The 20879-nt window shown below is 73.0% G+C and carries 20 protein-coding genes, 1 tRNA gene and 1 pseudogene; 10 read left to right on the plus strand and 12 right to left on the minus strand.

Features of this window, described 5'->3' with window-relative positions; all coding sequences use genetic code 11:
- Positions 1–261 (plus strand): annotated as a pseudogene (locus tag IN07_RS23260) (SPFH domain-containing protein); the annotation flags it as partial.
- Between the two features lie 42 nt (positions 262–303).
- On the opposite strand, the gene IN07_RS23265 reads toward IN07_RS23260, so the two are convergent.
- From IN07_RS23265 to IN07_RS23275, 3 genes are all read right to left on the minus strand, one after another.
- Positions 304–375: transfer RNA gene (locus tag IN07_RS23265), tRNA-Val, on the minus strand.
- A 67-nt stretch (positions 376–442) separates the two neighbouring features.
- A complete protein-coding gene (locus IN07_RS23270) occupies positions 443–907 on the minus strand; it encodes a peroxiredoxin (RefSeq protein WP_036341422.1) in 465 nt (154 codons plus the stop codon).
- Positions 908–1029: 122 nt separating this feature from the next.
- A complete protein-coding gene (locus IN07_RS23275; RefSeq protein WP_036341425.1) occupies positions 1030–1455 on the minus strand; it encodes a DUF3052 domain-containing protein in 426 nt (141 codons plus the stop codon).
- 396 nt (positions 1456–1851) lie between these two features.
- Between IN07_RS23275 and aceE the strand changes: the two genes are divergently transcribed.
- Positions 1852–4656: a pyruvate dehydrogenase (acetyl-transferring), homodimeric type gene (gene aceE, locus IN07_RS23280; protein ID WP_052091703.1), complete on the plus strand. Its 2805-nt coding sequence runs from the start codon at positions 1852–1854 to the stop codon at positions 4654–4656.
- Between the two features lie 280 nt (positions 4657–4936).
- Here the strand turns inward: aceE and IN07_RS23285 are convergent, their stop codons facing one another.
- Both IN07_RS23285 and IN07_RS23290 read right to left on the minus strand, forming a co-directional pair.
- A complete protein-coding gene (locus IN07_RS23285) occupies positions 4937–6151 on the minus strand; it encodes a M20 metallopeptidase family protein (protein WP_036341428.1) in 1215 nt (404 codons plus the stop codon).
- A gap of 38 nt (positions 6152–6189) precedes the next feature.
- Positions 6190–6720 (minus strand): pirin family protein, encoded by a 531-nt coding sequence (locus IN07_RS23290; protein ID WP_036341430.1) that lies wholly within the window; start codon positions 6718–6720, stop codon positions 6190–6192.
- Between the two features lie 117 nt (positions 6721–6837).
- Between IN07_RS23290 and IN07_RS23295 the strand changes: the two genes are divergently transcribed.
- The 6 genes from IN07_RS23295 (at position 6838) to IN07_RS23320 (ending at position 13535) form a co-directional block, all read left to right on the plus strand.
- Positions 6838–8004, plus strand: a complete 1167-nt coding sequence (locus tag IN07_RS23295; protein ID WP_231558549.1) for a PucR family transcriptional regulator — start codon at positions 6838–6840, stop codon at positions 8002–8004.
- Between the two features lie 149 nt (positions 8005–8153).
- On the plus strand, positions 8154–9356 hold the full coding sequence (locus IN07_RS23300) for an acyltransferase domain-containing protein (protein ID WP_036341436.1): 1203 nt from the start codon (positions 8154–8156) through the stop codon (positions 9354–9356).
- Positions 9353–10321: a beta-ketoacyl-ACP synthase III gene (locus IN07_RS23305; protein ID WP_156119362.1), complete on the plus strand. Its 969-nt coding sequence runs from the start codon at positions 9353–9355 to the stop codon at positions 10319–10321. Before IN07_RS23300 ends, IN07_RS23305 begins: the two co-directional genes overlap by 4 nt.
- A 100-nt stretch (positions 10322–10421) precedes the next feature.
- Positions 10422–10667, plus strand: a complete 246-nt coding sequence (locus IN07_RS23310; RefSeq protein ID WP_036341438.1) for an acyl carrier protein — start codon at positions 10422–10424, stop codon at positions 10665–10667.
- 116 nt (positions 10668–10783) lie between these two features.
- Positions 10784–12025, plus strand: coding sequence for a beta-ketoacyl-[acyl-carrier-protein] synthase family protein (locus IN07_RS23315; RefSeq protein WP_036341440.1), 1242 nt, complete (start codon positions 10784–10786; stop codon positions 12023–12025).
- Between the two features lie 94 nt (positions 12026–12119).
- A complete protein-coding gene (locus IN07_RS23320; RefSeq protein ID WP_036341442.1) occupies positions 12120–13535 on the plus strand; it encodes an acyl-CoA carboxylase subunit beta in 1416 nt (471 codons plus the stop codon).
- Positions 13536–13756: 221 nt separating this feature from the next.
- On the opposite strand, the gene IN07_RS23325 is transcribed toward IN07_RS23320, so the two are convergent.
- Positions 13757–14257 (minus strand): DUF3145 domain-containing protein, encoded by a 501-nt coding sequence (locus tag IN07_RS23325; protein ID WP_036341444.1) that lies wholly within the window; start codon positions 14255–14257, stop codon positions 13757–13759.
- Positions 14258–14553: 296 nt separating this feature from the next.
- Between IN07_RS23325 and IN07_RS23330 the strand changes: the two genes are divergently transcribed.
- On the plus strand, positions 14554–16032 hold the full coding sequence (locus IN07_RS23330; protein ID WP_052091704.1) for an arylsulfotransferase family protein: 1479 nt from the start codon (positions 14554–14556) through the stop codon (positions 16030–16032).
- 495 nt (positions 16033–16527) lie between these two features.
- Here IN07_RS23330 and IN07_RS23335 read toward each other — a convergent pair whose 3' ends face one another.
- From IN07_RS23335 to IN07_RS23350, 3 genes are all read right to left on the minus strand, one after another.
- Complete coding sequence (locus IN07_RS23335; protein ID WP_036341446.1) at positions 16528–17274, minus strand: hypothetical protein; 747 nt, start codon at positions 17272–17274, stop codon at positions 16528–16530.
- Between the two features lie 390 nt (positions 17275–17664).
- Positions 17665–18612 carry a hypothetical protein gene (locus IN07_RS23340; protein WP_036341448.1) on the minus strand — a complete coding sequence of 316 codons (948 nt, stop codon included), beginning with the start codon at positions 18610–18612 and terminating at the stop codon, positions 17665–17667.
- 527 nt (positions 18613–19139) lie between these two features.
- Positions 19140–19508, minus strand: a complete 369-nt coding sequence (locus tag IN07_RS23350; RefSeq protein WP_036341454.1) for a hypothetical protein — start codon at positions 19506–19508, stop codon at positions 19140–19142.
- A gap of 173 nt (positions 19509–19681) precedes the next feature.
- On the opposite strand from IN07_RS23350, the gene IN07_RS26820 reads away from it, so the two are divergent.
- Positions 19682–19813 (plus strand): hypothetical protein, encoded by a 132-nt coding sequence (locus IN07_RS26820; protein ID WP_269429985.1) that lies wholly within the window; start codon positions 19682–19684, stop codon positions 19811–19813.
- 58 nt (positions 19814–19871) lie between these two features.
- Here IN07_RS26820 and IN07_RS25550 read toward each other — a convergent pair whose 3' ends face one another.
- From IN07_RS25550 to IN07_RS23365, 3 genes are all read right to left on the minus strand, one after another.
- Positions 19872–20126 (minus strand): hypothetical protein, encoded by a 255-nt coding sequence (locus IN07_RS25550; RefSeq protein WP_036341457.1) that lies wholly within the window; start codon positions 20124–20126, stop codon positions 19872–19874.
- Positions 20123–20632: a hypothetical protein gene (locus IN07_RS23360; RefSeq protein WP_036341460.1), complete on the minus strand. Its 510-nt coding sequence runs from the start codon at positions 20630–20632 to the stop codon at positions 20123–20125. Before IN07_RS23360 ends, IN07_RS25550 begins: the two co-directional genes overlap by 4 nt.
- 3 nt (positions 20633–20635) lie before the next feature.
- Positions 20636–20879, minus strand: a 244-nt coding sequence (locus tag IN07_RS23365; protein ID WP_197058618.1) for a hypothetical protein, incomplete at its 5' end; no start/stop codon positions are given.

Raw genomic sequence — 20879 nt, forward strand, 5'->3', positions numbered from 1 at the left:
CGCGATGTGATGGTGCCCGCCGAGCTGCGGCGGGCCGCCGCGGAGGTCGCCGCGGCGCGGGCCCAGGGGCAGGCCGCCCTCGAGCGCGCCCGCTCCGCGGTGGCGGCCACCCGGGCACTGGCCAACGCGGCGCGGATGGTCGCCGAGCAGCCGGCGCTGCTCCAGCTGCGGACGCTGCAGGCGGTCGAGGCCGGTGGGGCGACCGTCGTCCTCACCACCACCTCGGCCGGAACCGAGACCGGGGCACGGCCGGTGCCCTGACGTCGCCGACGCCGGCCCGCAGTTGCGGCGTGGGTGTGGGGGTGGGCGCGGCAGGGATCGAACCTGCGACCGCTCGCTTGTAAGGCGAGAGCTCTCCCGCTGAGCTACGCGCCCGTGCGGCCAGGGTAGCGGGAGGTCGCCCGGACCCTGGCCGCCCGAGGGACTGCGGTGGGACGGCGGCTCAGGCCGCGACGAGCTGCCTGACTGCGTCCTTCCAACCCGACTGCGCCCGCGCGTCACCGGGCTGGTTGACCTCGGTGAAGACCAGCGTGCCCCCGGCGTCGACCAGGAACGTGCCGCGCAGCGCCATCCCGGCCCGCTCGTTGAACACCCCGTAGGCCTCCGCGGTCGCCCCGTGCGGCCAGAAGTCCGACAGCAGCGGGAAGGTGAGCCCCTGCTCGGCCTTGAACGCCTTGAGGCTGAAGGTGGGGTCGGTGCTGATGGCGACCACCTGCACCCCGGCGTCGGTGTAGGTGTCCAGGTCATCGCGCAGCTGGCAGAGCTCGCCGGTGCAAGTGCCGGAGAAGGCGAACGGGTAGAAGACCACGAGCACCGGCGCCCCCCGCAGCCCGGCCAGGGAGACCACCTGCTTGTCCTGGTCGGGCAGGCTGAACTCGGGGGCGGCGTCGCCGACGGAGAGGCTCATCCCGCGATCGTGCCCCACCTCCGGCGCGGGCGCCCGGCTGAGGCCTCATCCGCCGGCTCGTCGGCCCCCTCGCAGGGGCCCGCCGCGAGCTCGCGAGCGGTGGGGGGCGAGGGGGTCCTTTCTCAGCGGCGGGAGCGGGCTGCCTTCGGGGTGACCAGCCGGATGCCCGACCAGTCCTTGGCCGCGGAGATGCTGGAGGTCTGTGCGAGCCCGGCGGTGGGGGCGGCCTCGGTGACGTCACCGGGCTCGACGTGGCCGGGGCGCCCGGACTTCGGCACGAGCAGCCAGACGACGCCGTCCTCGGCGAGCGAGGCGATCGAGTCGACGAGGGCGTCGATCAGGTCGCCGTCCTCGTCGCGCCACCACAGCAGGACGACGTCGGCCACCTCGTCGGAGTCCTCGTCGACCATCTCGCCGCCCGCGAGCTCGACGACGGAGTCGCGCAGGTCCTCGTCGGCGTCCTCGTCCCAGCCGAGCTCCTGCACGACCATGCCCGGCTTGATCCCCAGCCGGGCAGCCATGCTGGTGCTGCCCGAGTCGACGCTCATCCCTGCTGTTCCTCCGTGTGCTCGGCTGCCCGGTCTGGCCCGGACGGTCTCGTGTGCTGCTGTGCGGTCTTGCGCGCCTCGTCGCGTGGTGCGCCGGTGCGATGGTCCTGGGGGGATGGTGCCCTGTCCTGGCCCAGACTGCCTGGTCGGGACCTCTCGTGGACTCGACCCGACCCCCTCTGCCCGGGTGGAAGGCGGCCCCTGGCGTGCCCGTCCCCCGCGTCTGGCGGGGTCCGGGCCCACGCTGTCCGGGCCACCGTTGCAGCGGAGCGTAGGGCATGGACGGGCAGGCGCAAGGCCCTGACCGGGCGGCACGGCTGCGCCGCCGTCCCGCCTGGCAGGACACGACACGGGGCGGACGTGACGCGCGCCGCCTCGGCAGGAGACGATGGGGGCATGAGCGCAACGCAGCAGTCGGACGGAGACCCCGCCCGCACCCTCGGCAGCCCCCGTGCGGTCATCACCGACGGGCGGGCCAGCCAACTCCCGGACACCGACCCGGAGGAGACCCAGGAGTGGCTGGAGTCCCTCGACGCGGTCGTCGACCACGCCGGTCGGAACCGCGCCCGCTACCTCATGCTCCGCATGCTTGAGCGCAGCCGTGAGCAGCAGGTCGGCGTCCCCGCGCTCCGCAGCACCGATTACATCAACACGATCCCGCCGGAGCAGGAGCCGTGGTTCCCCGGCGACCTGGAGGCCGAGCGGAAGATCCGCCACGCCATCCGCTGGAACGCCGCGATCATGGTGCACCGCGCGCAGCGGCCGAGCATCGGCGTCGGCGGCCACATCTCCTCCTACGCGTCGTCGGCCATGCTCTACGAGGTCGGCTTCAACCACTTCTTCAAGGGCAAGGACCACCCGAGCGGCGGCGACCAGCTCTACTTCCAGGGCCACGCCTCCCCCGGCATCTACGCCCGCGCCTACCTCGAGGGGCGGCTCGACGAGCACCAGCTCGACGGGTTCCGCCAGGAGGTCAGCCACCCCGGCGGCGGGCTGTCGTCCTACCCGCACCCCCGGCTGATGCCGGACTTCTGGGAGTTCCCCACCGTCTCGATGGGGCTCGGCCCGCTGAACGCGATCTACCAGGCGCGGTTCAACCGCTACCTGCACAACCGCGGCATCGCCGACACCGCCGACCAGCACGTGTGGGCCTTCCTCGGCGACGGCGAGACCGACGAGCCGGAGTCGCTCGGCCCGATCGGGCTGGCCGCCCGTGAGGAGCTGGACAACCTCACCTTCGTCATCAACTGCAACCTGCAGCGCCTCGACGGCCCGGTCCGCGGCAACGGCAAGGTCATCCAGGAGCTGGAGTCCTTCTTCCGCGGCGCCGGCTGGAACGTCATCAAGGTGATCTGGGGCCACGGCTGGGACAAGCTGCTGGCCGCCGACCGCGACGGCGCGCTGGTCAACCTGATGAACTCCACGCCCGACGGTGACTACCAGACCTACAAGTCCGAGGACGGCGCCTTCGTCCGCGAGCACTTCTTCGGCCGCGACCCGCGCACCCGCAAGCTGGTCGAGGGCATGACCGACGACGAGGTCTGGCAGCTCGCCCGCGGCGGCCACGACTACCGCAAGGTCTACGCCGCCTACAAGGCCGCGATGGACCACAAGGGCCAGCCGACGGTCATCCTGGCCAAGACCATCAAGGGCTACACCCTGGGCAGCCACTTCGAGGGCCGGAACTCCACGCACCAGATGAAGAAGCTGACCGCCGAGGACCTGGTGGGCTTCCGCGACCGGCTGGAGATCCCGATCCCCGACGAGCAGCTGGACAAGACGCTGCCGCCCTATTACAAGCCCGACCCGGACTCCCCCGAGATGCTGTACATGCTCGAGCGGCGCCGTCAGCTGGGTGGCTCGATCCCGCGTCGCCGGTCGGAGCACAAGCCACTGAAGACGCCGGAGGACAAGGCCTTCGACGTCCTCAGGCGCGGCTCGGGCAAGCAGGAGGTGGCCACCACCATGGCCTTCGTCCGGCTGCTCAAGGAGCTGATCAAGGACAAGGAGCTCGGCCCGCGCTTCGTGCCGATCATCCCCGACGAGGCCCGCACCTTCGGGATGGACTCGCTCTTCCCGACGCAGAAGATCTACAACCCGCACGGGCAGAACTACACGTCGGTCGACCGCGAGCTGATGCTGGCCTACAAGGAGTCCAAGCAGGGACAGATCCTGCACGAGGGGATCAACGAGGCCGGCTCCACGGCGTCGTTCACCGCCGCGGGCACCTCCTACGCCACGCACGGCGAGGCGATGATCCCGATCTACATCTTCTACTCGATGTTCGGGTTCCAGCGCACCGCCGACTCGATCTGGGCGGCCGCCGACCAGATGACCCGCGGGTTCCTGCTGGGCGCCACCGCCGGCCGGACGACGCTGAACGGTGAGGGCCTGCAGCACGAGGACGGGCACTCGCTGCTGCTGGCCGCGACCAACCCCGCCGTCGTCACCTACGACCCCGCGTTCTCCTACGAGGTCGGGCACATCACCAAGGACGCCCTGGCGCGGATGTACGGCAACGACCCGGGCGCTCCGCTCGGTGGGCACCGCGACCCGAACGTCATGTACTACCTGACGATCTACAACGAGCCCTACCGGCAGCCGGCCGAGCCCGAGGGCCTGGACGTGTCCGGTCTGCTGGCCGGCATGTACCTCTACGCCGAGGGCCCGCAGACCGAGGGGCCCAAGGCGCAGGTGCTCGCCTCCGGGGTGGCCGTCCCGTGGGCGCTGCGGGCCCAGGAGCTGCTGGCGGACGACTGGGGGGTGTCGGCCGACGTGTGGTCGGTGACCTCGTGGACCGAGCTGCGCCGCGAGGCGCTCGAGGCCGACGAGTGGAACCTGGTGCACCCGGCCGAGGAGCCGAAGGTCCCCTTCGTCACCCAGCGGCTCAGCGGCACCGAGGGCCCGATCGTGGCCGTGTCGGACTGGATGAAGGCCGTTCCGGACCTGATCGCGCCGTTCGTCCCCGGTGGGCTGGCCAGCCTGGGCACCGACGGGTTCGGGCTCTCCGACACCCGACCGGCGCTCCGGCGGCACTTCCACGTCGACGCCGAGGCGGTCGTCGTCCGCACCCTGGCCTCGCTGGCCCAGCGCGGGGAGATCGACCGCGACGTCGTCCGTCAGGCGCTGGAGAAGTACCAGGAGCGCGACGAGCAGGCCGCTCCGGAGGAACAGCGCACGGACGACCACCCCGCCACCTGACCCCCGCGGCCACCGGCCGGCAACGATCAGGTGACCCGACCGAAGACGGTCCCCCCGCACCGACAACGGTGCGGGGGGATCGTCTTGGTGCGGGGTGACGGACGCGGGATGTCGACCAGTTCGCCCACGGTTCGGGCAGGCCCGCGCCGAGCAGGGCCAGCCGGGTCCTTGTCTCGTGCGGTGAGTGCGCACCCACACGCGCCAGCGAGAACGCCCGTGCGGCGTTGCCGCAGCCGGCCCCGTGGGTCGGGGCAAGCGGCGGCTCCCAGGGCACGCGGCGTCAGCCGGCGAGGGCCTGGGCCGCCATGAAGGCGTACATCGCCACCCCGGCCGGCAGGGCGTCCTCGTCGAAGATGACCAGGTCGGAGTGGTTGCCCGGGGCGGTCGCCGGGTCGAGCTCCGGCGGGCAGGCGCCCAGGAAGGCCATCGCGCCGGGCACCTGCTCCAGCACGTAGGAGAAGTCCTCGGCACCCATCAGCGGCGCTGCCATGACGGTGCTGGCCTGCTCACCCAGCAACTGCGCGGCCGCCGCGGTCACCTGGGCGGCCACCTCGCCGTCGTTGACGGTCACCGGGTAGCCCTCGACCCGGATGAACTCCGCCCGCAGGTCGTGGGCGGCGGCGACGTGCTCGGCGACCCGCTGCACCGAGGCCAGGACGTCGGCCCGCCGCTCCGGCGAGAGGGTGCGGATCGTGCCGTCCATGACCGCGAACGGCGGGATGATGTTGTCCTTGGTGCCCGCCTCCAGGTGCCCGACGGTGACCACGGCCGGGTCGAAGACGTCGACCCGGCGGGGGACCATCGCCTGCAGCGCCAGCACGATCTCGGCGGCGACCGGCACCGGGTCGGCGGCCAGGTGCGGGGTGGATGCGTGCCCGCCGCGCCCGTGCACGGTGATCCGGAACTGGTCGGCCGAGGCCATCATGGCGCCGGCCCGCACGTTGATCGTGCCGGTCGGGAACACCGTGGAGATGTGCAGCGCGAACGCGCCGCTGACCGGGGCATCGGGGACGACGTCGAGCAGCCCCTCCTCCAGCATGAAGCGGGCGCCGTGGTGGCCCTCCTCCCCCGGCTGGAACATGAACACCACCTGCCCGGCCAGGCTGTCCCGGCGCTCGGCGAGCAGCCGCGCGGCGCCGGCCAGCATCGCCACGTGGGTGTCGTGCCCGCAGGCGTGCATCGCCCCGGGCACCTCGGAGGCGAACGGCAGACCGGTGGCCTCGGTCAGCGGGAGCGCGTCCATGTCCCCGCGCAGCAGGTACGTGGGGCCGGGGCGACCGCCGCGCAGCACCCCGACCACCGAGGTCGTGCTGGTGCCGGTGGTCAGCTCGATCGGCAGGTCCCCGAGCGCGGCCAGCACCATCGCCTGGGTCGCCGGGAGCTGCAGGCCGACCTCGGGCTGGCGGTGCAGCCGGCGGCGCAGGTCCACGGTGCGGTCGGCGTCGGCGCGGGCGGCGGCGAGCAGGTCAGCGGCGAGGGATGCGTCGGCAGGCATGCGGCCAGTCTGTAGCAGGGCTCAGCACCTGCACCAGGTCAGTCGGCCCAGGCCGGCCGGGCGGCGTCCAGTTGCCAGACCAGGACGGTGGCCGGGCCCTCGACCGGCCCGGCCCCCGGTTCCACGGTCACCTCGCCGTCCCGGGCGAGCACCCGCAGCCCGGGTGGCACCTCGGCGCCGGCCTCCCCCACCCAGAGCCGGGCGTCGGGCCGGCCGAGGTCCACCCACCCGGTCGGCCGGAGCAGGACGTCGTGCGTCGGCTGCGCCCCGGGGTCGGCGGCCCGCAGGTACGTCTGGACGACGTGCGCTCCCCCGGCGCCGGCCACCTCGTCGTGCTCCAGCCCTCGGCCGGCGCGCAGGACGGCGACGTCGCCGGCCCCCAGCACGGCCTCACGCCCCCAGGCGTGCCGCAGCGAGCCGGCGAGCACGACCGCCACCACGTCGACGTCGGTGTGGGCGTGCCGCCCGTAACCGGTGGCCGCGCCGAGCCGGTCGTCGGCCATCCGCAGCAGCGGGCCCAGCGATCCGTCCTGGGGGGCCAGCAGCACCCGGGAGTCCAGCCCGCTCATCGGCGGGCCCCCGGACGGGCGGCGGGGACGGGGTGACCCGGAGGAGCGGTGTGCACCGCTCCACGATCCCTGACGCGGGGTGCGCCGTGACAGGCTGGTGGGATGGGAGCAGGTCCGGTGCGCACACAGCCCTCGGAGGCGACGTTGCGCCGGCTCGAGCGCTCCTCGGGCGCCCTGGCCACCCAGGCGGTGGCCCGGATGGACGAGGAGCTGTCCTGGTTCCGGGCGATGCCCGCCAGCCAGCGGTCCTGGGTCACCCTGGTCGCGCAGGCCGGCATCGCCTCGCTGGTCGAGTGGTGCCGCAACCCCGGCCGGCCGCCGCGGCTGACCGGAGAGGTCTTCGGCGCCGCCCCCCGCGAGCTGATGCAGGCCGTGCCGCTCAAGCGCTCGGTCGACCTGATCAAGGTGACCGTCGAGGTGGTCGAGGACCGGGTCGAGCAGGTCGCCGAGCCCGGCGACGCCGACCGGCTGCGGCTGACCGTGCTGCAGTTCAGCCGGGAGATCGCCTTCGCCGCAGCCCACGTCTACGCGAGCTTCGCCGAGAACCGCGGCGCGTGGGACGCCCGGCTGGAGGCGCTGGTCGTCGACGCCCTGGTCCGCGGTGACCGCTCCGACGAGCTGCCCGGCCGGGCCGCGGCCCTGGGCTGGACGGAGACCGAGCCGGTCGTCGTCCTGGTCGGTTCGGCACCGCCGGGTGAGGACGACGCCCGCGCCGCCGTCCGCCGGGCGGCCCGGTCGCTGGGCTGCGAGGTGCTCGTCGGGGTGCACGCCGACGAGCTGGTCGTCGTCCTCGGCGGTGCCGCCGACCTGGCCCAGATCACCTCCCGGGTGTGCCGAGAGTTCGGCCCCGGCCCGGTGGTGCTCGGCCCGCGGGTCGACTCGCTGGCCCACGCCGGGGAGTCCGCGACCGTGGCCCTGGCCGGGCTGCGCGCCGCTGCGGCGTGGCCCGGCGCGCCCCGGCCGGTCGAGGCCGAGGACCTGCTGCCCGAGCGGGCGCTGGACGGCGATCCCCTGGCCCGTTCCGCGCTGGCCGACCGGGTGGTGGCGCCCCTGCAGGCGGCCGGCGCCGAGGTGCTGGAGACCGTGCGCACCGTGCTGGGCAACGGGGGCAACCTCGAGGCCACCGCCCGGGCGCTGTTCGTGCACACCAACACCGTGCGGTACCGGCTCAAGCGGGCCGCCGAGCTCACCGGCTACTCGGCCACCGACCCGCGGGGAGCCTGGACGCTGCAGCTGGCACTGGCCCTCGCGCAGCTCGAGGGTGGCCGTTCCCTCTGGCACTGAGGGGCCGCCTGTTGTGGTCTCTCGGCCCGACACGCGGCCTCGCAGTCGGGTTGCCGGGCCCTCGTTTGGAGGGATCCTCCAAGAAGAGGCCGTGGATCTTCGTGGGCGATGCCAGCCCGCGGAGGCCCCCGGGCTGGCACGGTGGACGCGTGTTGGCCGTTCTCGCCCCCGGACAGGGTGCACAGAAGCCCGGGATGCTCACCGAATGGCTCGAGCTCCCCGGCGCCGAGTCCTTCTTCCGCTGGGCCGGTGCGATCGCCGACGCCGACCTCCTGGAGCTCGGCACCACCGGTGACGCCGAGGCCATCAAGGACACCGCGGTCACCCAGCCGCTCGTCGTCGCGATGAGCCTGTTCATCGCCCGCGAGCTCGGCGGGATGCCCGGTCCGGTGGTGCACTCCCCGCACGCCGGGCGGGACGTCGTGATCACCGGGCACAGCGTCGGCGAGCTGACCGCCGCTGCACTGGCCGGTGTCCTCTCCGTCGAGGCGGCGATCGCGCTGACCGCCGTCCGCGGCCGGGCCATGGCCCGCTCCTGCGCGCAGACCCCGACCGGGATGTCCGCCGTCCTCGGTGGTGACCCCGACGAGGTGCTCGCCGCCCTCGAGCAGCACGGCCTGGTGCCGGCCAACCGCAACGGTGGCGGGCAGATCGTCGCCGCCGGCCCGCTCGACGGCCTGGCCGCCCTCAAGGCAGACCCGCCGGCCAAGGCGCGGATCATGCCGCTGTCGGTGGCCGGGGCGTTCCACACCCACCACATGGCCTCCGCCCGCGGGGAGCTCGAGGCGCTGATCGGTGGGCTCCGCCCGGCCGACCCGAGCCGGCTGCTGCTCTCCAACGCCGACGGCGCCGCGGTCGACAACGGCGCCGAGGTGCTCTCCCGGCTGGTCAGCCAGGTGACCAGCCCGGTCCGCTTCGACGCCTGCCTGGCCACCCTGCGCGACCTCGGGGTCACCGCCGTCCTGGAACTGCCGCCCGCCGGCGCACTGGCCGGCCTGGCCAAGCGCGAGTGGAAGGGCTCGGACATCGAGGTGCTGGCGCTGACCAGCCCCGCCGACCTGGACCGCGCCCGCGAGCTGATCGCCGCCGAGCGCGGCCGGGCCGAAGCCGAGCACTCCCCCGACTGGCGCGTCGTGGTCTCCCCCGTCCGGGGCACCGTGCGCCCGGCGGAGGTCCCCGAGGGCACCCGCCTCCCTGCCGGCAGCCCGCTGGGCTCCGTGCAGAGCCGGCGCGAGGAGGTCAACGTCTCCACCGGCTACGACGGCGTCCTCGCCGAGTGGCTCGTGCACGACGGCGACCTCGTCGACGCCGGTGACCCGATCGCCCGTCTCTACCCGGAGGTGTCCGCGTGACCACCATCAAGCTGCGGGAAGGAGCCCCCGGCGCGAGCATCCTCGGCCTGGGCTCCTACCGCCCCCGCCGCCGGGTGACCAACGACGAGCTCGCCCAGGTGATGGACACCAACGACGAGTGGATCCAGTCCCGGGTCGGCATCGCCGAGCGCCGCTGGGCGTCGGAGGACGAGACGCTGGTCGACATGTCCATCGCCGCCGGCGGCAAGGCGCTGGCGGCGAGCGGGCTGGCCCCGGACCAGATTGACCTGGTGATCGTGGCCAGCGCGAGCCTGACCGCCCCGATCCCGGGCATCGGCCCGCAGGTCGCGCACCGGCTGGGCATCCCCCGCCCCGGCGCCTTCGACCTCAACGCCGGCTGCGCCGGGTTCTGCTACGCGCTCAGCGTGGCCAACGACGCCATCCGCACCGGTGAGGCCACCAACGTGCTGGTGGTCGGGGTCGAGCGACTCTCCGACGTCACCGACCAGACCGACCGCAGCACCGCGGTGATCTTCGCCGACGGGGCCGGGGCCGCCGTCCTGGGGCCCACCGACGAGCCGGGCATCGGCCCGGTCGCCTGGGGCAGTGACGGCGACCAGTACACCGCCATCGAGATCGCCGCCGGCCGGTCGACCATGACGATGGCCGGTCAGGCCGTCTACCGCTGGGCCACGACGAAGCTGACCCAGACGCTGATCGAGGCGATGGAGAAGGCCGGCGTCACCGCCGCCGACATCGACGTCTTCGCTCCGCACCAGGCGAACCTGCGGATCATCGAGTCGATGGCCAAGAAGCTCGGCTTCGGCGAGGACACCGTGATCGCCCGGGACGTCGTCCTGTCGGGCAACACCTCGGCCGCCTCCGTCCCGCTGGCGCTCACCGCGCTGATGGAGTCCGGTGAGGCCAAGTCCGGTGACCTGGCCCTGGTGCTCGGCTACGGCGCCGGGCTCACCTTCGCCGGTCAGGTGCTGCGCCTCCCCTGAGGCGCGCGACCGACCGGCCACAGACCCCCGGGACACCCGTCCCGGACGAGGTGGGGACCTTCCCGGGCTCCCGCCACCCACGCCAGAGAGAGGACCCCGCGTGCCCAGCACCGCAGACATCCAGGCCGGTCTCGCCGAGATCCTGGAGGAGGTGGCCGGGGTCGCCCCCGCCGACGCCACCCCCGAGAAGTCCTTCACCGACGACCTCGACGTCGACTCGCTGTCGATGGTGGAGATCGCCACCGCCGTCGAGGACAAGTTCGGCGTGGCGATCCCGGACGACGAGCTCGCCAACATCAAGACCGTCGGCGACGCGATGTCGTTCATCGAGAAGAACCAGGGCTGAGGGAGGACCACCCTTCCCGCCACGCCGCGAGCTCGGCGCGGGCCCCTGAAGGGTGGCCGACCAGCTCCACCACCCGGCCGTCCGGCCAGACCCAGCTACTCCCAGGAGGAACGTCCATGAGCACCCCCACCGCTGACGTCGTCGTCACCGGGCTCGGCGCCACCACGCCCCTCGGTGGCGACGTGGCCTCCACCTGGGAGGCGCTGCTGGCCGGCCGGTCCGGGGTCAGCCGGATCACCGACGACTGGGCCAAGGACTTCTCGGCCCAGCTCGTCGCCCGGCTGTCCACCGAGCCGGCCGACGTGCTGGACCGGGTGCGGATCCGGCGGCTGGACCGCAGCCAGCAGGTCGCCGTGATCGCCGCCGAGGAGGCCTGGCGTGACGCTGCCGGCGCCGACTCCGGCGTCGCCCCCGAACGGATCGCCGTCGTCTTCGGCACCGGCATCGGCGGCGCGGTCACCCTGCTCGACCAGGACGACATCCTGGAGGCCAAGGGTCCCAAGCGGGTCTCCCCCTTCACCATCCCGATGCTGATGCCCAACGGCCCCGCCGCTGCGGTCGGGCTCGCGGTGGGCGCCAAGGCCGGGGTGCACGCCCCGGTCAGCGCCTGCGCATCCGGCGCCGAGGCCATCCGCTGGGGGCTGGACCTGCTCCGCCTGGGCCGCGCCGACATGGTCGTCGTCGGCGGCACCGAGGCCTGTGTGCACCCGCTGCCGATGGCCGGCTTCTCGGCCATGCGCGCGATGAGCACCCGCAACGACGAGCCCCAGCGCGCCTCCCGCCCGTTCGACAAGGGCCGCGACGGGTTCGTGCTCGGCGAGGGCGCTGCCGCCCTCGTCCTGGAGCGCGCCGACGCGGCCAAGGCGCGCGGCGCCAGGATCCACGCCCGGCTCGCCGGTGCCGGCGGCACCGCCGACGGCTACGACCTCGTCGCCCCGCACCCCGAGGGTGAGGGCGCCGGGCGGGCGATCGCCGCCGCCATCCGGGACGCCGGGCTGACCCCGGCCGACATCGGCCACGTCAACGCCCACGCCACCTCCACCCCGATCGGCGACACCGCCGAGGCCTCGGCGATCCACGACGCCATCGGTGACCACACGCTGGTCACCGCCACCAAGAGCCAGACCGGGCACCTGCTCGGGGCAGCCGGTGCACTGGAGTCGGTGTTCTCGATCCTGGCGCTGCGCGAGCAGATCGTGCCGGCGACCGCCAACCTCGACGACCCCGACGACAACGCCGCCGTCCAGGCCCTCGACATCGTCCGCCGCGAACCGCGGAAGGCGACCTTCTCCGCCGCACTGAACGACTCGTTCGGCTTCGGCGGCCACAACATGGCCCTGGTGTTCACGACGGCGTGACGCAGGACCCCGCTGCCCTCCACCACACGCGACCTCGCAGCGGGACCCTGCAGCGCGGCCGCACCCTCCCGACCCGCGCTTCGAGGAGTTGCTCATGACCACCGTCTCCGCCGCACCGCCGACCACTCCCACCGTCGACCCGCGGGACCCCGAGGACCGGCTCGCCCGGTTCTTCGACCCCGGCTCGATGCAGTTGCTGACGGCTCGGGACACCTCGGGGGCGCTCGCCGCCCAGGGCACCGTGGCCGGCTCCCCCGCCGTCGCCTACTGCACCGACGCCACGATCATGGGCGGTGCCATGGGCCTGGACGGCTGCCGGCACATCGTCGACGCGATCGACACCGCCCTGCGGGAGCGGGTGCCGGTCGTCGGGATCTGGCACTCGGGTGGGGCGCGGCTGGCCGAGGGCGTCACCGCCCTGCACGCGGTCGGTGAGGTGTTCGCCGCGATGGTGCGCGCCTCGGGGCGGGTGCCCCAGGTCTCCGTCGTCCTCGGCCCGGCCGCGGGTGGGGCGGCCTACGGGCCGGCACTGACCGACCTGGTGATCATGGGCCCGGCCGGGCGGGTCTTCGTGACCGGCCCGGACGTCGTCCGCTCGGTCACCGGTGAGGTCGTCGACCAGGAGCAGCTGGGTGGCCCGGACACCCACGGCCGGCGCTCCGGTGTCGTGCACGTGGTCACCGACACCGAGGCCGAGGCGCTGGAGACCGCGCGCCAGGCCGTCGACCTGCTCGCCGCCCAGGGCACCTTCGCCCCGGCCGCCGAGGAACCCACCGTCGACCTGATGGCCCTGCTGCCCGAGCAGCGCAACCGGGCCTACGACGTCAAGCCGCTGGTCGCCTCGCTGCTGGACGGCCCCGGGCTCGAGCTGCACCCGCGGTTCGCGCCCAACGTGGTGACCACGCTGGGCCGGCTGGCCGGCCGGACGGTGGGCGTGATCGCCAACAACCCGCTGCGGCTGGGTGGCTGCCTGGACTCCGCGTCGGCGGAGAAGGCGGCCCGGTTCGTGCGGATGTGCGACGCCTTCGGGGTGCCGCTGGTCGTGTTGGTCGACGTCCCCGGCTACCTGCCGGGTGTCGGCCAGGAGTGGGACGGCGTGGTGCGCCGCGGCGCGAAGCTGCTGCACGCGTTCGCCGAGGCCGTGGTGCCGCGGGTGACGCTGGTGACCCGCAAGTCCTACGGCGGCGCCTACATCGCGATGAACGCCCGTTCGCTGGGCGCCACCGCCGTGTTCGCCTGGCCGGGCGCCGAGGTGGCCGTGATGGGCGCGAAGGCCGCCGTCGGCATCCTGCACCGCAAGAAGCTGGCCGCTGCCCCGCCCGGGGAGCGGGAGGCGCTGCACGCCCAGCTGGCCGCAGAGCACGAGCGGATCGCCGGCGGGGTCAACCGCGCCCGGGAGATCGGCGTCGTCGACGAGGTCGTGGAGCCGACGCAGACCAAGCGCCGGCTGGTCGCCGCGCTGGCGGAGGCGCCCTCCGGCCGGGGAGCGCACGGCAACATCCCGCTCTGAGCCCAGCACGTACAGCGGCCCGGCCCCCTCCGCAGAGGGGGCCGGGCCGTCGTGCGTCGTGGGCCCCTTGGATCAGGTGACCTGATCGTGGGGGGACCTACCGCGCGGTCTGCCGTGGGGTGGGTGCCCACACGGTGCGGGAGGACGAGCAGACGGCGGTCGAGTCAGGACGCCGTCCGCTCCCACTGCCCGCCGCGCTCACGAGTGTGGCGAGCAGGTCCTCAGACGACCTGGTGCAGCCAGGTGGCCGGGGTGGCGTCGCCGGCGTAGCGGTAGGCCTCGAGGTCGGCGTCCCAGGCCGAGCCGAGCAGGGCGTCGACGCCGTGCCGGAAGGCCTCCACCGAGGTGGCGGTCGCGGCCAGGTGCCGCAGCTGCTGCTCGCTGATGACCAGGTCGCCGTTGGCGCTGACCGGCGACCGGTGCACGCCGCGCCCGGGCACGTAGGACATGCGCTCGCCGTCGTTGCCGTGGCTGGCCTCTTCGGTGACCTCGAAGCGCAGCATCGGCCACTGCTTGAGGGCAGCGACGAGCTTGGCCCCCGTGCCGGGTGCGCCCGTCCAGGCGATCTCGGCACGGTAGGCCCCGTGCGCCACGGGCTGGTCAGCCCACGACAAAGACACCGGCGCGCCGAGGACGCTCTCGAGCGCCCATCCGACGTGCTGGCAGAGCGCCTTCGGGCACGCGTGCACGAAGACGACACCCTGGGTTGACCGTCGCTGCACGGCGCACCTCCATCGACTCGACTGGTTCGTCTTCCCCAACGGACCTGTCGCGCGATGACTGCATTCGTACCTCGGCGGCTCCAGGAGCAACCGATCGACAGTTTGCCTGATCGTGACCTTGCTGCGCCAGTGCGGAGCGGTGCAGATGAGACGTCTGGGACTGGAGTGGTCCAACGAGGCGGATGATCCAGCAGGTCAGGGCGTCGATCTGCGCGACACGTGGACATTCTGGGTCGAAAATGTCCATGGTGTCGGCGGCGCCTGCGCCGATCCCCGGCCCCTGCGAGGATCCCCGCATGCCGCGGACCCGGTCCCTGCCCCTCGCGCTGTGCGCCAGCATCTCATCACTGGCGCTCGTCGCCGGCTGCGGCGCGGATGGCGGCGCGGCGGCGGAGGAGGAGGCCGAGGTCTCGGTCGGGCCCGCGGTGCCGGCGTACGTCAGCCGTCCCGACCTCACCGCCCCCGACATCGAGGTCACCACGGCGGCCGCCGCACCGGAGGCGGACGGGTCGGTCGTCCTGCTCGGGCCGAAGAGCGAGGGCGCGCCGCTCAACGGGGTGCTGATCGTCGACGAGACGGGCGAGCCGATCTGGATCCACTCGACCGAGAGCCGCAGCTACGACGTCCGCGTGCAGGAGCTCGACGGCGAGCCGGTGCTGACCTGGTGGCAGGGCACCAGCCCGGTGGTCGGGATGGGGCTCGGGCAGTTCGTCGTCGTCGACGACTCCTACCGGGAGATCGCCACGATCACCACCGGCGACGACGTCGAGCCGGGCCAGGCCGACATCCACGAGGGTCGGCTCACCTCCGACGGCACCGCGCTGATCGCCGCCTACGTCAAGGAGCAGATCGACCTCACCCCGGTCGGCGGCCCCGAGGACGGCTGGGTGTGGGACAACGTCGTCCAGGAGGTCGACGTCGACACCGGTGAGGTGCTGTTCTCCTGGCGGTCGCTGGACCACGTGCCACTGGAGGCGACCAAGAGCGAGTTCTCCGACGACGGCGGCACCGAAGAGGAGCCGTTCGACTACTTCCACGTCAACTCGGTCGCCGAGGACGCCGACGGGTCGCTGCTGATCTCGGCGAGGAACACCTGGGGGGTCTACGACGTCGACCGGGAGTCCGGCGAGGTGCTGTGGACCCTGGGCGGCGAGGAGAGCGACTTCGACCTCGGTGACGGGGTGGAGTTCGCCTGGCAGCACGACGCGGAGCGGCAGGCCGACGGCACGCTGACGCTGTTCGACAACCAGTCCGAACCGGACATCGGCCCGACCTCGCGTGGGCTGCGACTCGCGCTCGACGAGCAGGCCGGGACGGCGACGCTGGTGACCGAGTACCTGCCGCCCGACCCCGACCGACTGGCCGGCAGCCAGGGCAGCCTGGAGGTGCTGCCGAACGGCAACGTGTTCATCGGGTGGGGATCGCGGCCGTACTACTCGGAGTTCGACGCCGACGGCACGCTGCTCTGGGACGCCGCGCTGGGCAGCGGCGACAACTACCGCGCGTACCGAGCCGAGTGGAGCGCGACGCCGGCGGACCCGCCGGACGCGGTGCTGGAGGACGGCGCCGTGTACGTCAGCTGGAACGGTGCGACCGAGGTGGCCTCCTGGCGGCTGGTCGCCGGGGAGGACGAGGTGGCAGCCGAGGCCGGGGAGCCGGTCGCCCGGTCCGGGTTCGAGACCCGACTGCCGGTGGACGGCGACCCGGCGTACCTGGCCGTCGAGGCGCTCGACGCCGAGGGGCGCGTGCTGGGCAGCACCGTGCCGAGCGACTGAGGGCGACCGCTAGCGTGAACGCCCTGGGGCGGTAGCTCAGCCGGTCAGAGCATGGGACTCATAATCGATTGTCAACGCGCCTCTGACCTGGGCTTTGTCCGAACGGGCAGGTCGATTGCTGACCCTGCGCGACAGCCGCGACACGTTCAGCCAGATTGGGACGGCAGAGTCAGCGGTGCGTTGACAATGCGTTGACAGTTCTCCACCCTGCCCGGCGACTCAGGCATGCCCCCGCACGTGCCGTCTGGCTGCCTACGGTCGACACCGTGACCGACGTCGACGACCCGCGCCGCATCGATCCGCCGCGCGCCGTCGAGGTGCTTCAGGACGGCCAGTGGGTCAACGGTCGGCAGGATGCGTGGGTGCGGTGGCCGGACGGCCAGTAGCGGGCGTGAGTGTCCTACACGGTGCAGCGCCAGTGGGCCAGGGCCGGCACCTGCGGTCGCTGCCGGCCGACCCGGGTGGCGGCTCCGCAGAGGAAGACGTGGCCACCGGCTACGGCAGGTAGGGGGACTCGGGATCTGCGGCGAACAGGCGCTGGACCGCTTCCTGGTACCGCTCTTCAGCCGCCGCGGCCTCCGCCGGGTTCCCAACGACGAATTGCCGGGCTCGGCGTCGCTCCTTATCCAGCTCATCGACCCGCGCTTCCAGTCGGCGCGCGACGCCCGACCCCAGCAGCATCTGGTCCACCTTGTTGAGGTTGTTGGCCCTGGCGTTGCGCGCCGATCGCGTCGGCCCCGGCATCGTAGGGGTCACCAAGGTCGGTATGCCGTCGCGCCAGTCGAGGCGGGCGCCCTCGACTGGCAGACCGGCCTGCTCCCTTACGCGACCCCACTCGGCTGCTTGCTGCACCAATTCGCCGATGGCCCGGCGCTGCCCGTCCGTCAACTGCGGTTGGACCGGGTCTGGGTAGACCGTTTGCGCCGGGCCAGCCGGCCCTGCACCGGGGGTCACTTCGACGTGGACCTCATCCCGAACGTCGGCTTGGTCGTGAGCGTTCTGCTGCAGTTCCTCGCCGGTGTCGGCCGCCTTGTCGGGCTCGACCAGTGCGTCCGCGACTTCCCTGGCTTCCTTCTCGACCCGGCGAGTCGCCATCTCAAGATCCACCCCAAGCGCGGACACCTTCTCGACGTTGCCAAGGCGCTCGCGGATCGGCTCGCGCAGCCACCAGAGCGCCGCTACGACGGCCAGCGGCCAGGCGACAGCCCGGACCAGTTCCAAGGCCAGCTGAGCCCACTCCATGCCGTGAGACTCCCACGACCCTGAGCTGTGTCCGCGCGGCGACCGGCTGCGCGGCCATCGCCCCCGACGGCAGCCATGGTGAGCACGGCGGCGTGACCGTCATGCCGGTCCGCGCCGCCGGGGCCATGGCGATCTTGACGACGCGGCGCACGAGCGGAGGCCGGGCCAGCACCTGCGATCGCTGTCGGCCGACCGAGCGTGGCCGTGCGGCCCCCTTTGGAGACTGTCGCCAACTGTGGAACGCGGCCCCGTAGAGACTGGTCAGACACCGAGCGCCATCCCACGGGTCACCGCAGGAGTAAGATTGCGAATCGAGGACGCCGCCCAGGCCGTCGGGGACGTCTTGGCAGATTATCTCCGGCCTGGGCGGCTCCTCAGCTCATGCGCGTATCAGCTGCGCAGCTTTTCCGCGAAGGCCAGCAACGTCTTGAGCTGGTCGTCACTCAGCTTCACCGCGTCGTCGGCCGTGATCCGAACGCTAAAGGTCATGGAGACGATCGCCGCGTCCACCACCGGGTTGACAGGTGCCGCCAACGTCGCCTGACCGTCCGACTGTTCGCCGATGTCGTCGGGGTGGTCCTCGGCGACGGGAGTCTGGTCGTCCAACATCAGTTCACCGGCGTCGGGGACTGACGTCTGCTCCTCGGTCTCGCTGACAGACTTGCTGACCGCGGCCAAAGAGTTGGCAGCAATGATTTCCCCGTCGCGGCTCACCAGCCCGAGCCACTCAAGCCACTCGACAACAAGCTCCAGCTGCTCCTTGTGGTTGGCCGAGGCGCCAGCGGCACGCGCGAGTGCATGGAGTACCGCCGCAGTGCGGACGCCCGCCCCTTGGACCATGCCCTCGATCTCCTGCCAGTACCAGCTGGCACGGGCGGAGCCGAGCAAGTAGGCCTGCGCGCCAACGAGGTCAGTCGAGTCCATCCCGAAGTGCCGGTGAAACGCAACCAGTCCATCAGTGGCCACGTACTGCCCACGACCACCTGGTTCGATCCAGCCGCTGTCGCGGAAGAACTTGTTGCTGAGCCCTCCGGTGTTGCCCTTCAGGCCCAGGGACGCCGAGATCTCCTCGGCTGTCACCGGACGCTTGCCCGGCCCGCTGAGCTGGGCGATCCACTTGAGCGCCTCGACCTGCTTCTCGAAGCTCAGTCGGTCGGTAGGAAGACTCTTCTCCGCCCGCTGGCGGAGAGCGGCGCGGTTTCCCGCTCCCTCGCCTTCACCACGAGGCGGCCCCCCGGCCGGCGGCGCGGCAGGGGTCGACGGTTGGGCGGGCGGCGTACCCGTCTCGCCGAAGGTGGGCTGATCGGTGACGGACTGCAGGTGCGGCTTCGCCGACATGCGTGACCTCCGAAGGTCGGTCGTGTAACTCGTACCCGACCGGGAGGTCGGGAACGTCTTGGCAACAGGGACGCTACACCTCCAGACCGACGAAAGCCGCACACCGACGGCGAGTCGCTTCCACGTCTCGCCCAAGTGCACTTGCAGACGTGACCTGGACCGTTAGGGGGTGTACGCGCTGAGCTGGGAAAACAAGCCCGCTGACCCCTCGGCCCACAGTTGGCGCCGCTGCTACGGGTCGATATGAGCGATTAGGCGAGCTTTCATGACCGCAGCTGAGGCCGTCGGCGATGGGCCGACCCGCCGGCGATAGTCCCTCCACGACTCGCCATGCATCGGGCGGAGGACTGACAGGCCGGTAGCTGCCGTCCACGCCTCACAGGCCGCCTGGTGGCGCTGCCGGGCACGGGCGACTCGCAGGGCGTGGTCGTCGTTGCTGACTTCTTCGAGCCAGTCGCGGACGTCGAACGTCAGCAGCTCGGCCGGCGGCCGGCCGGCATCGGCGCCCATCGGGACAGCTCGGCGCTTCACGATGCGCCGCCGGGCAGCGAGTAGAACCCGCGGGCGCCACCGCGGCGCTGGGGCCGGCCGCTGGACGCCGGCTGATCGCCGGTGTCGTCATCGGGCAGGCGCAGGGCGGCCAGCAGCCGGCCGTAGGTGAGCCGCTGCTGCCTGGCCTCGACCGCGGCCGGGTGCGCCCGAAGCCCCTGCGGGGTCTGGATCACCGGGCCGTCGCGGCGCACCTCGGTGTCGAGCCGGTCCAGCAGGTCAAGGGTGCGGCACGCCTCGATGAGCAGTGCCCGCTCGTGCTCGGCCAGCTCGTAGGAGCTGACCACCGCCTGCCACAGCCGGCGGCCAGAGGTGCGCAGGCCGGCAGGGGCGCGGGTCTCGGTCATGAAGGTGCCTCCAGGGCGGTACAGGGCGGATCGATTGGGGTGTGCCGACTCCCGAGCCACCTCATGGACGGTCGGGGTCGAGGGGTGGGGGGAGGGGTGTCCCCCCAGGTGATCGGCCGCTGGTTGTCGGGCGGCGAGCAGAACGGCGGTGACTCGCAGACCTCCGCAACGTGATGACACTCAAGAAGCTCCGCAAGATCACCAGCCGCACGCTGGCCGCCGCGTCGCAGGCGTTGGCCGACCCCCGCACGGCGACGCTGGTCGGGCTGGCCGGCCTGGTCGTCTCCGTGGTGCAGAGGTGCTGACCCCGACCGCCGCTGCCCGGCGGGTGCACCAGGCAACGGCGGTGGTCGGCCACAGCGGCTACGGGTCGACGACCGGCTTCATCGCCCACCACTCGCTGGACACCCACCGGCGGTCCAGCTGGGCGTCGGTCACCCCGTCGTCGACCGGCGTCCGGTGGGTCGGCGGCTCGTAGGGCAGGCCGGTGGCCAGATCGGTGACGACCTGGGCGGCGGAGTCCGGGTCGCGCACCACCCGGACCCGGACACCGGTGGGGGTGGTCGTCTCGTAGACGTCGGGCACCCGGCGGCCGTCGGGGCGGTCGCGGCCGGTCATGAGGTCTCCCCGTCGCCGGCGGCGTCGCGGCGCTGGTGGAACTCGTCCAGCTCGTCGGCGGCGAGGCGCCGACCCTCGGTCTCGACGATCTTCACCAGGTCGGCCAACAGGTTGTTGTCGACGCCGCCCTGCAGCGGCTGGCGGGGCGGCTCCTGGCCGAGCCGGCGGTGCGTCTGGCCGAGCTGGTCGACCGCCTGGGCGCGGGCGTGCCGGGCGGCCCGGTGCCGCACGTAGGCGCCGAACACCGGATCGGCGATGACCGCGGCACGGAACTCCTCGACGGCGGCCGTCTCCTCGGCGCGGGCCGTCTCCACCCGCTGGGCCAGCTGGGCGAGGGCGGCCCGGTCGAACTCGGTCAGCCGGCGCTCGCGGGCCACGGCCTGCTCGGCAGTGTGGGCCTGAAGCTGCGCCCGCAGCCCGGCGGCGCGCTCCTCGGTGGCGGCCAGCTGCTGCCGGGCGGCGTCGGGGTCGAGCGAGGCGCCGGTCGTCGTCGTGGTCCTGGTCATGGGTCAGTCCTCCTGCTTGTCGGTGCGGGTGCGGTCCAGCTCGGCGAACCCGAGCTGCAGGCGCAGGCGGGGGGACAGCTGGGCACCGCGGTCGGCGGCGGCCCGCAGGGCGTCGGCCTTCTGCTGGTCTGTGGCACGCGGTGCCGGGTGGCGACCGGTGCTGTTCGGCGCGGTGTTGTAGCCGTCGGCGAGCCGGTCGCGGCTGCTGCCGTTGCTGGTCGGCCAGGGCTGGCGGTTGGGCATCTCG

The sequence above is a fragment of the Modestobacter caceresii genome, assembly GCF_000761485.1.
GTDB lineage: Bacteria > Actinomycetota > Actinomycetes > Mycobacteriales > Geodermatophilaceae > Modestobacter > Modestobacter caceresii.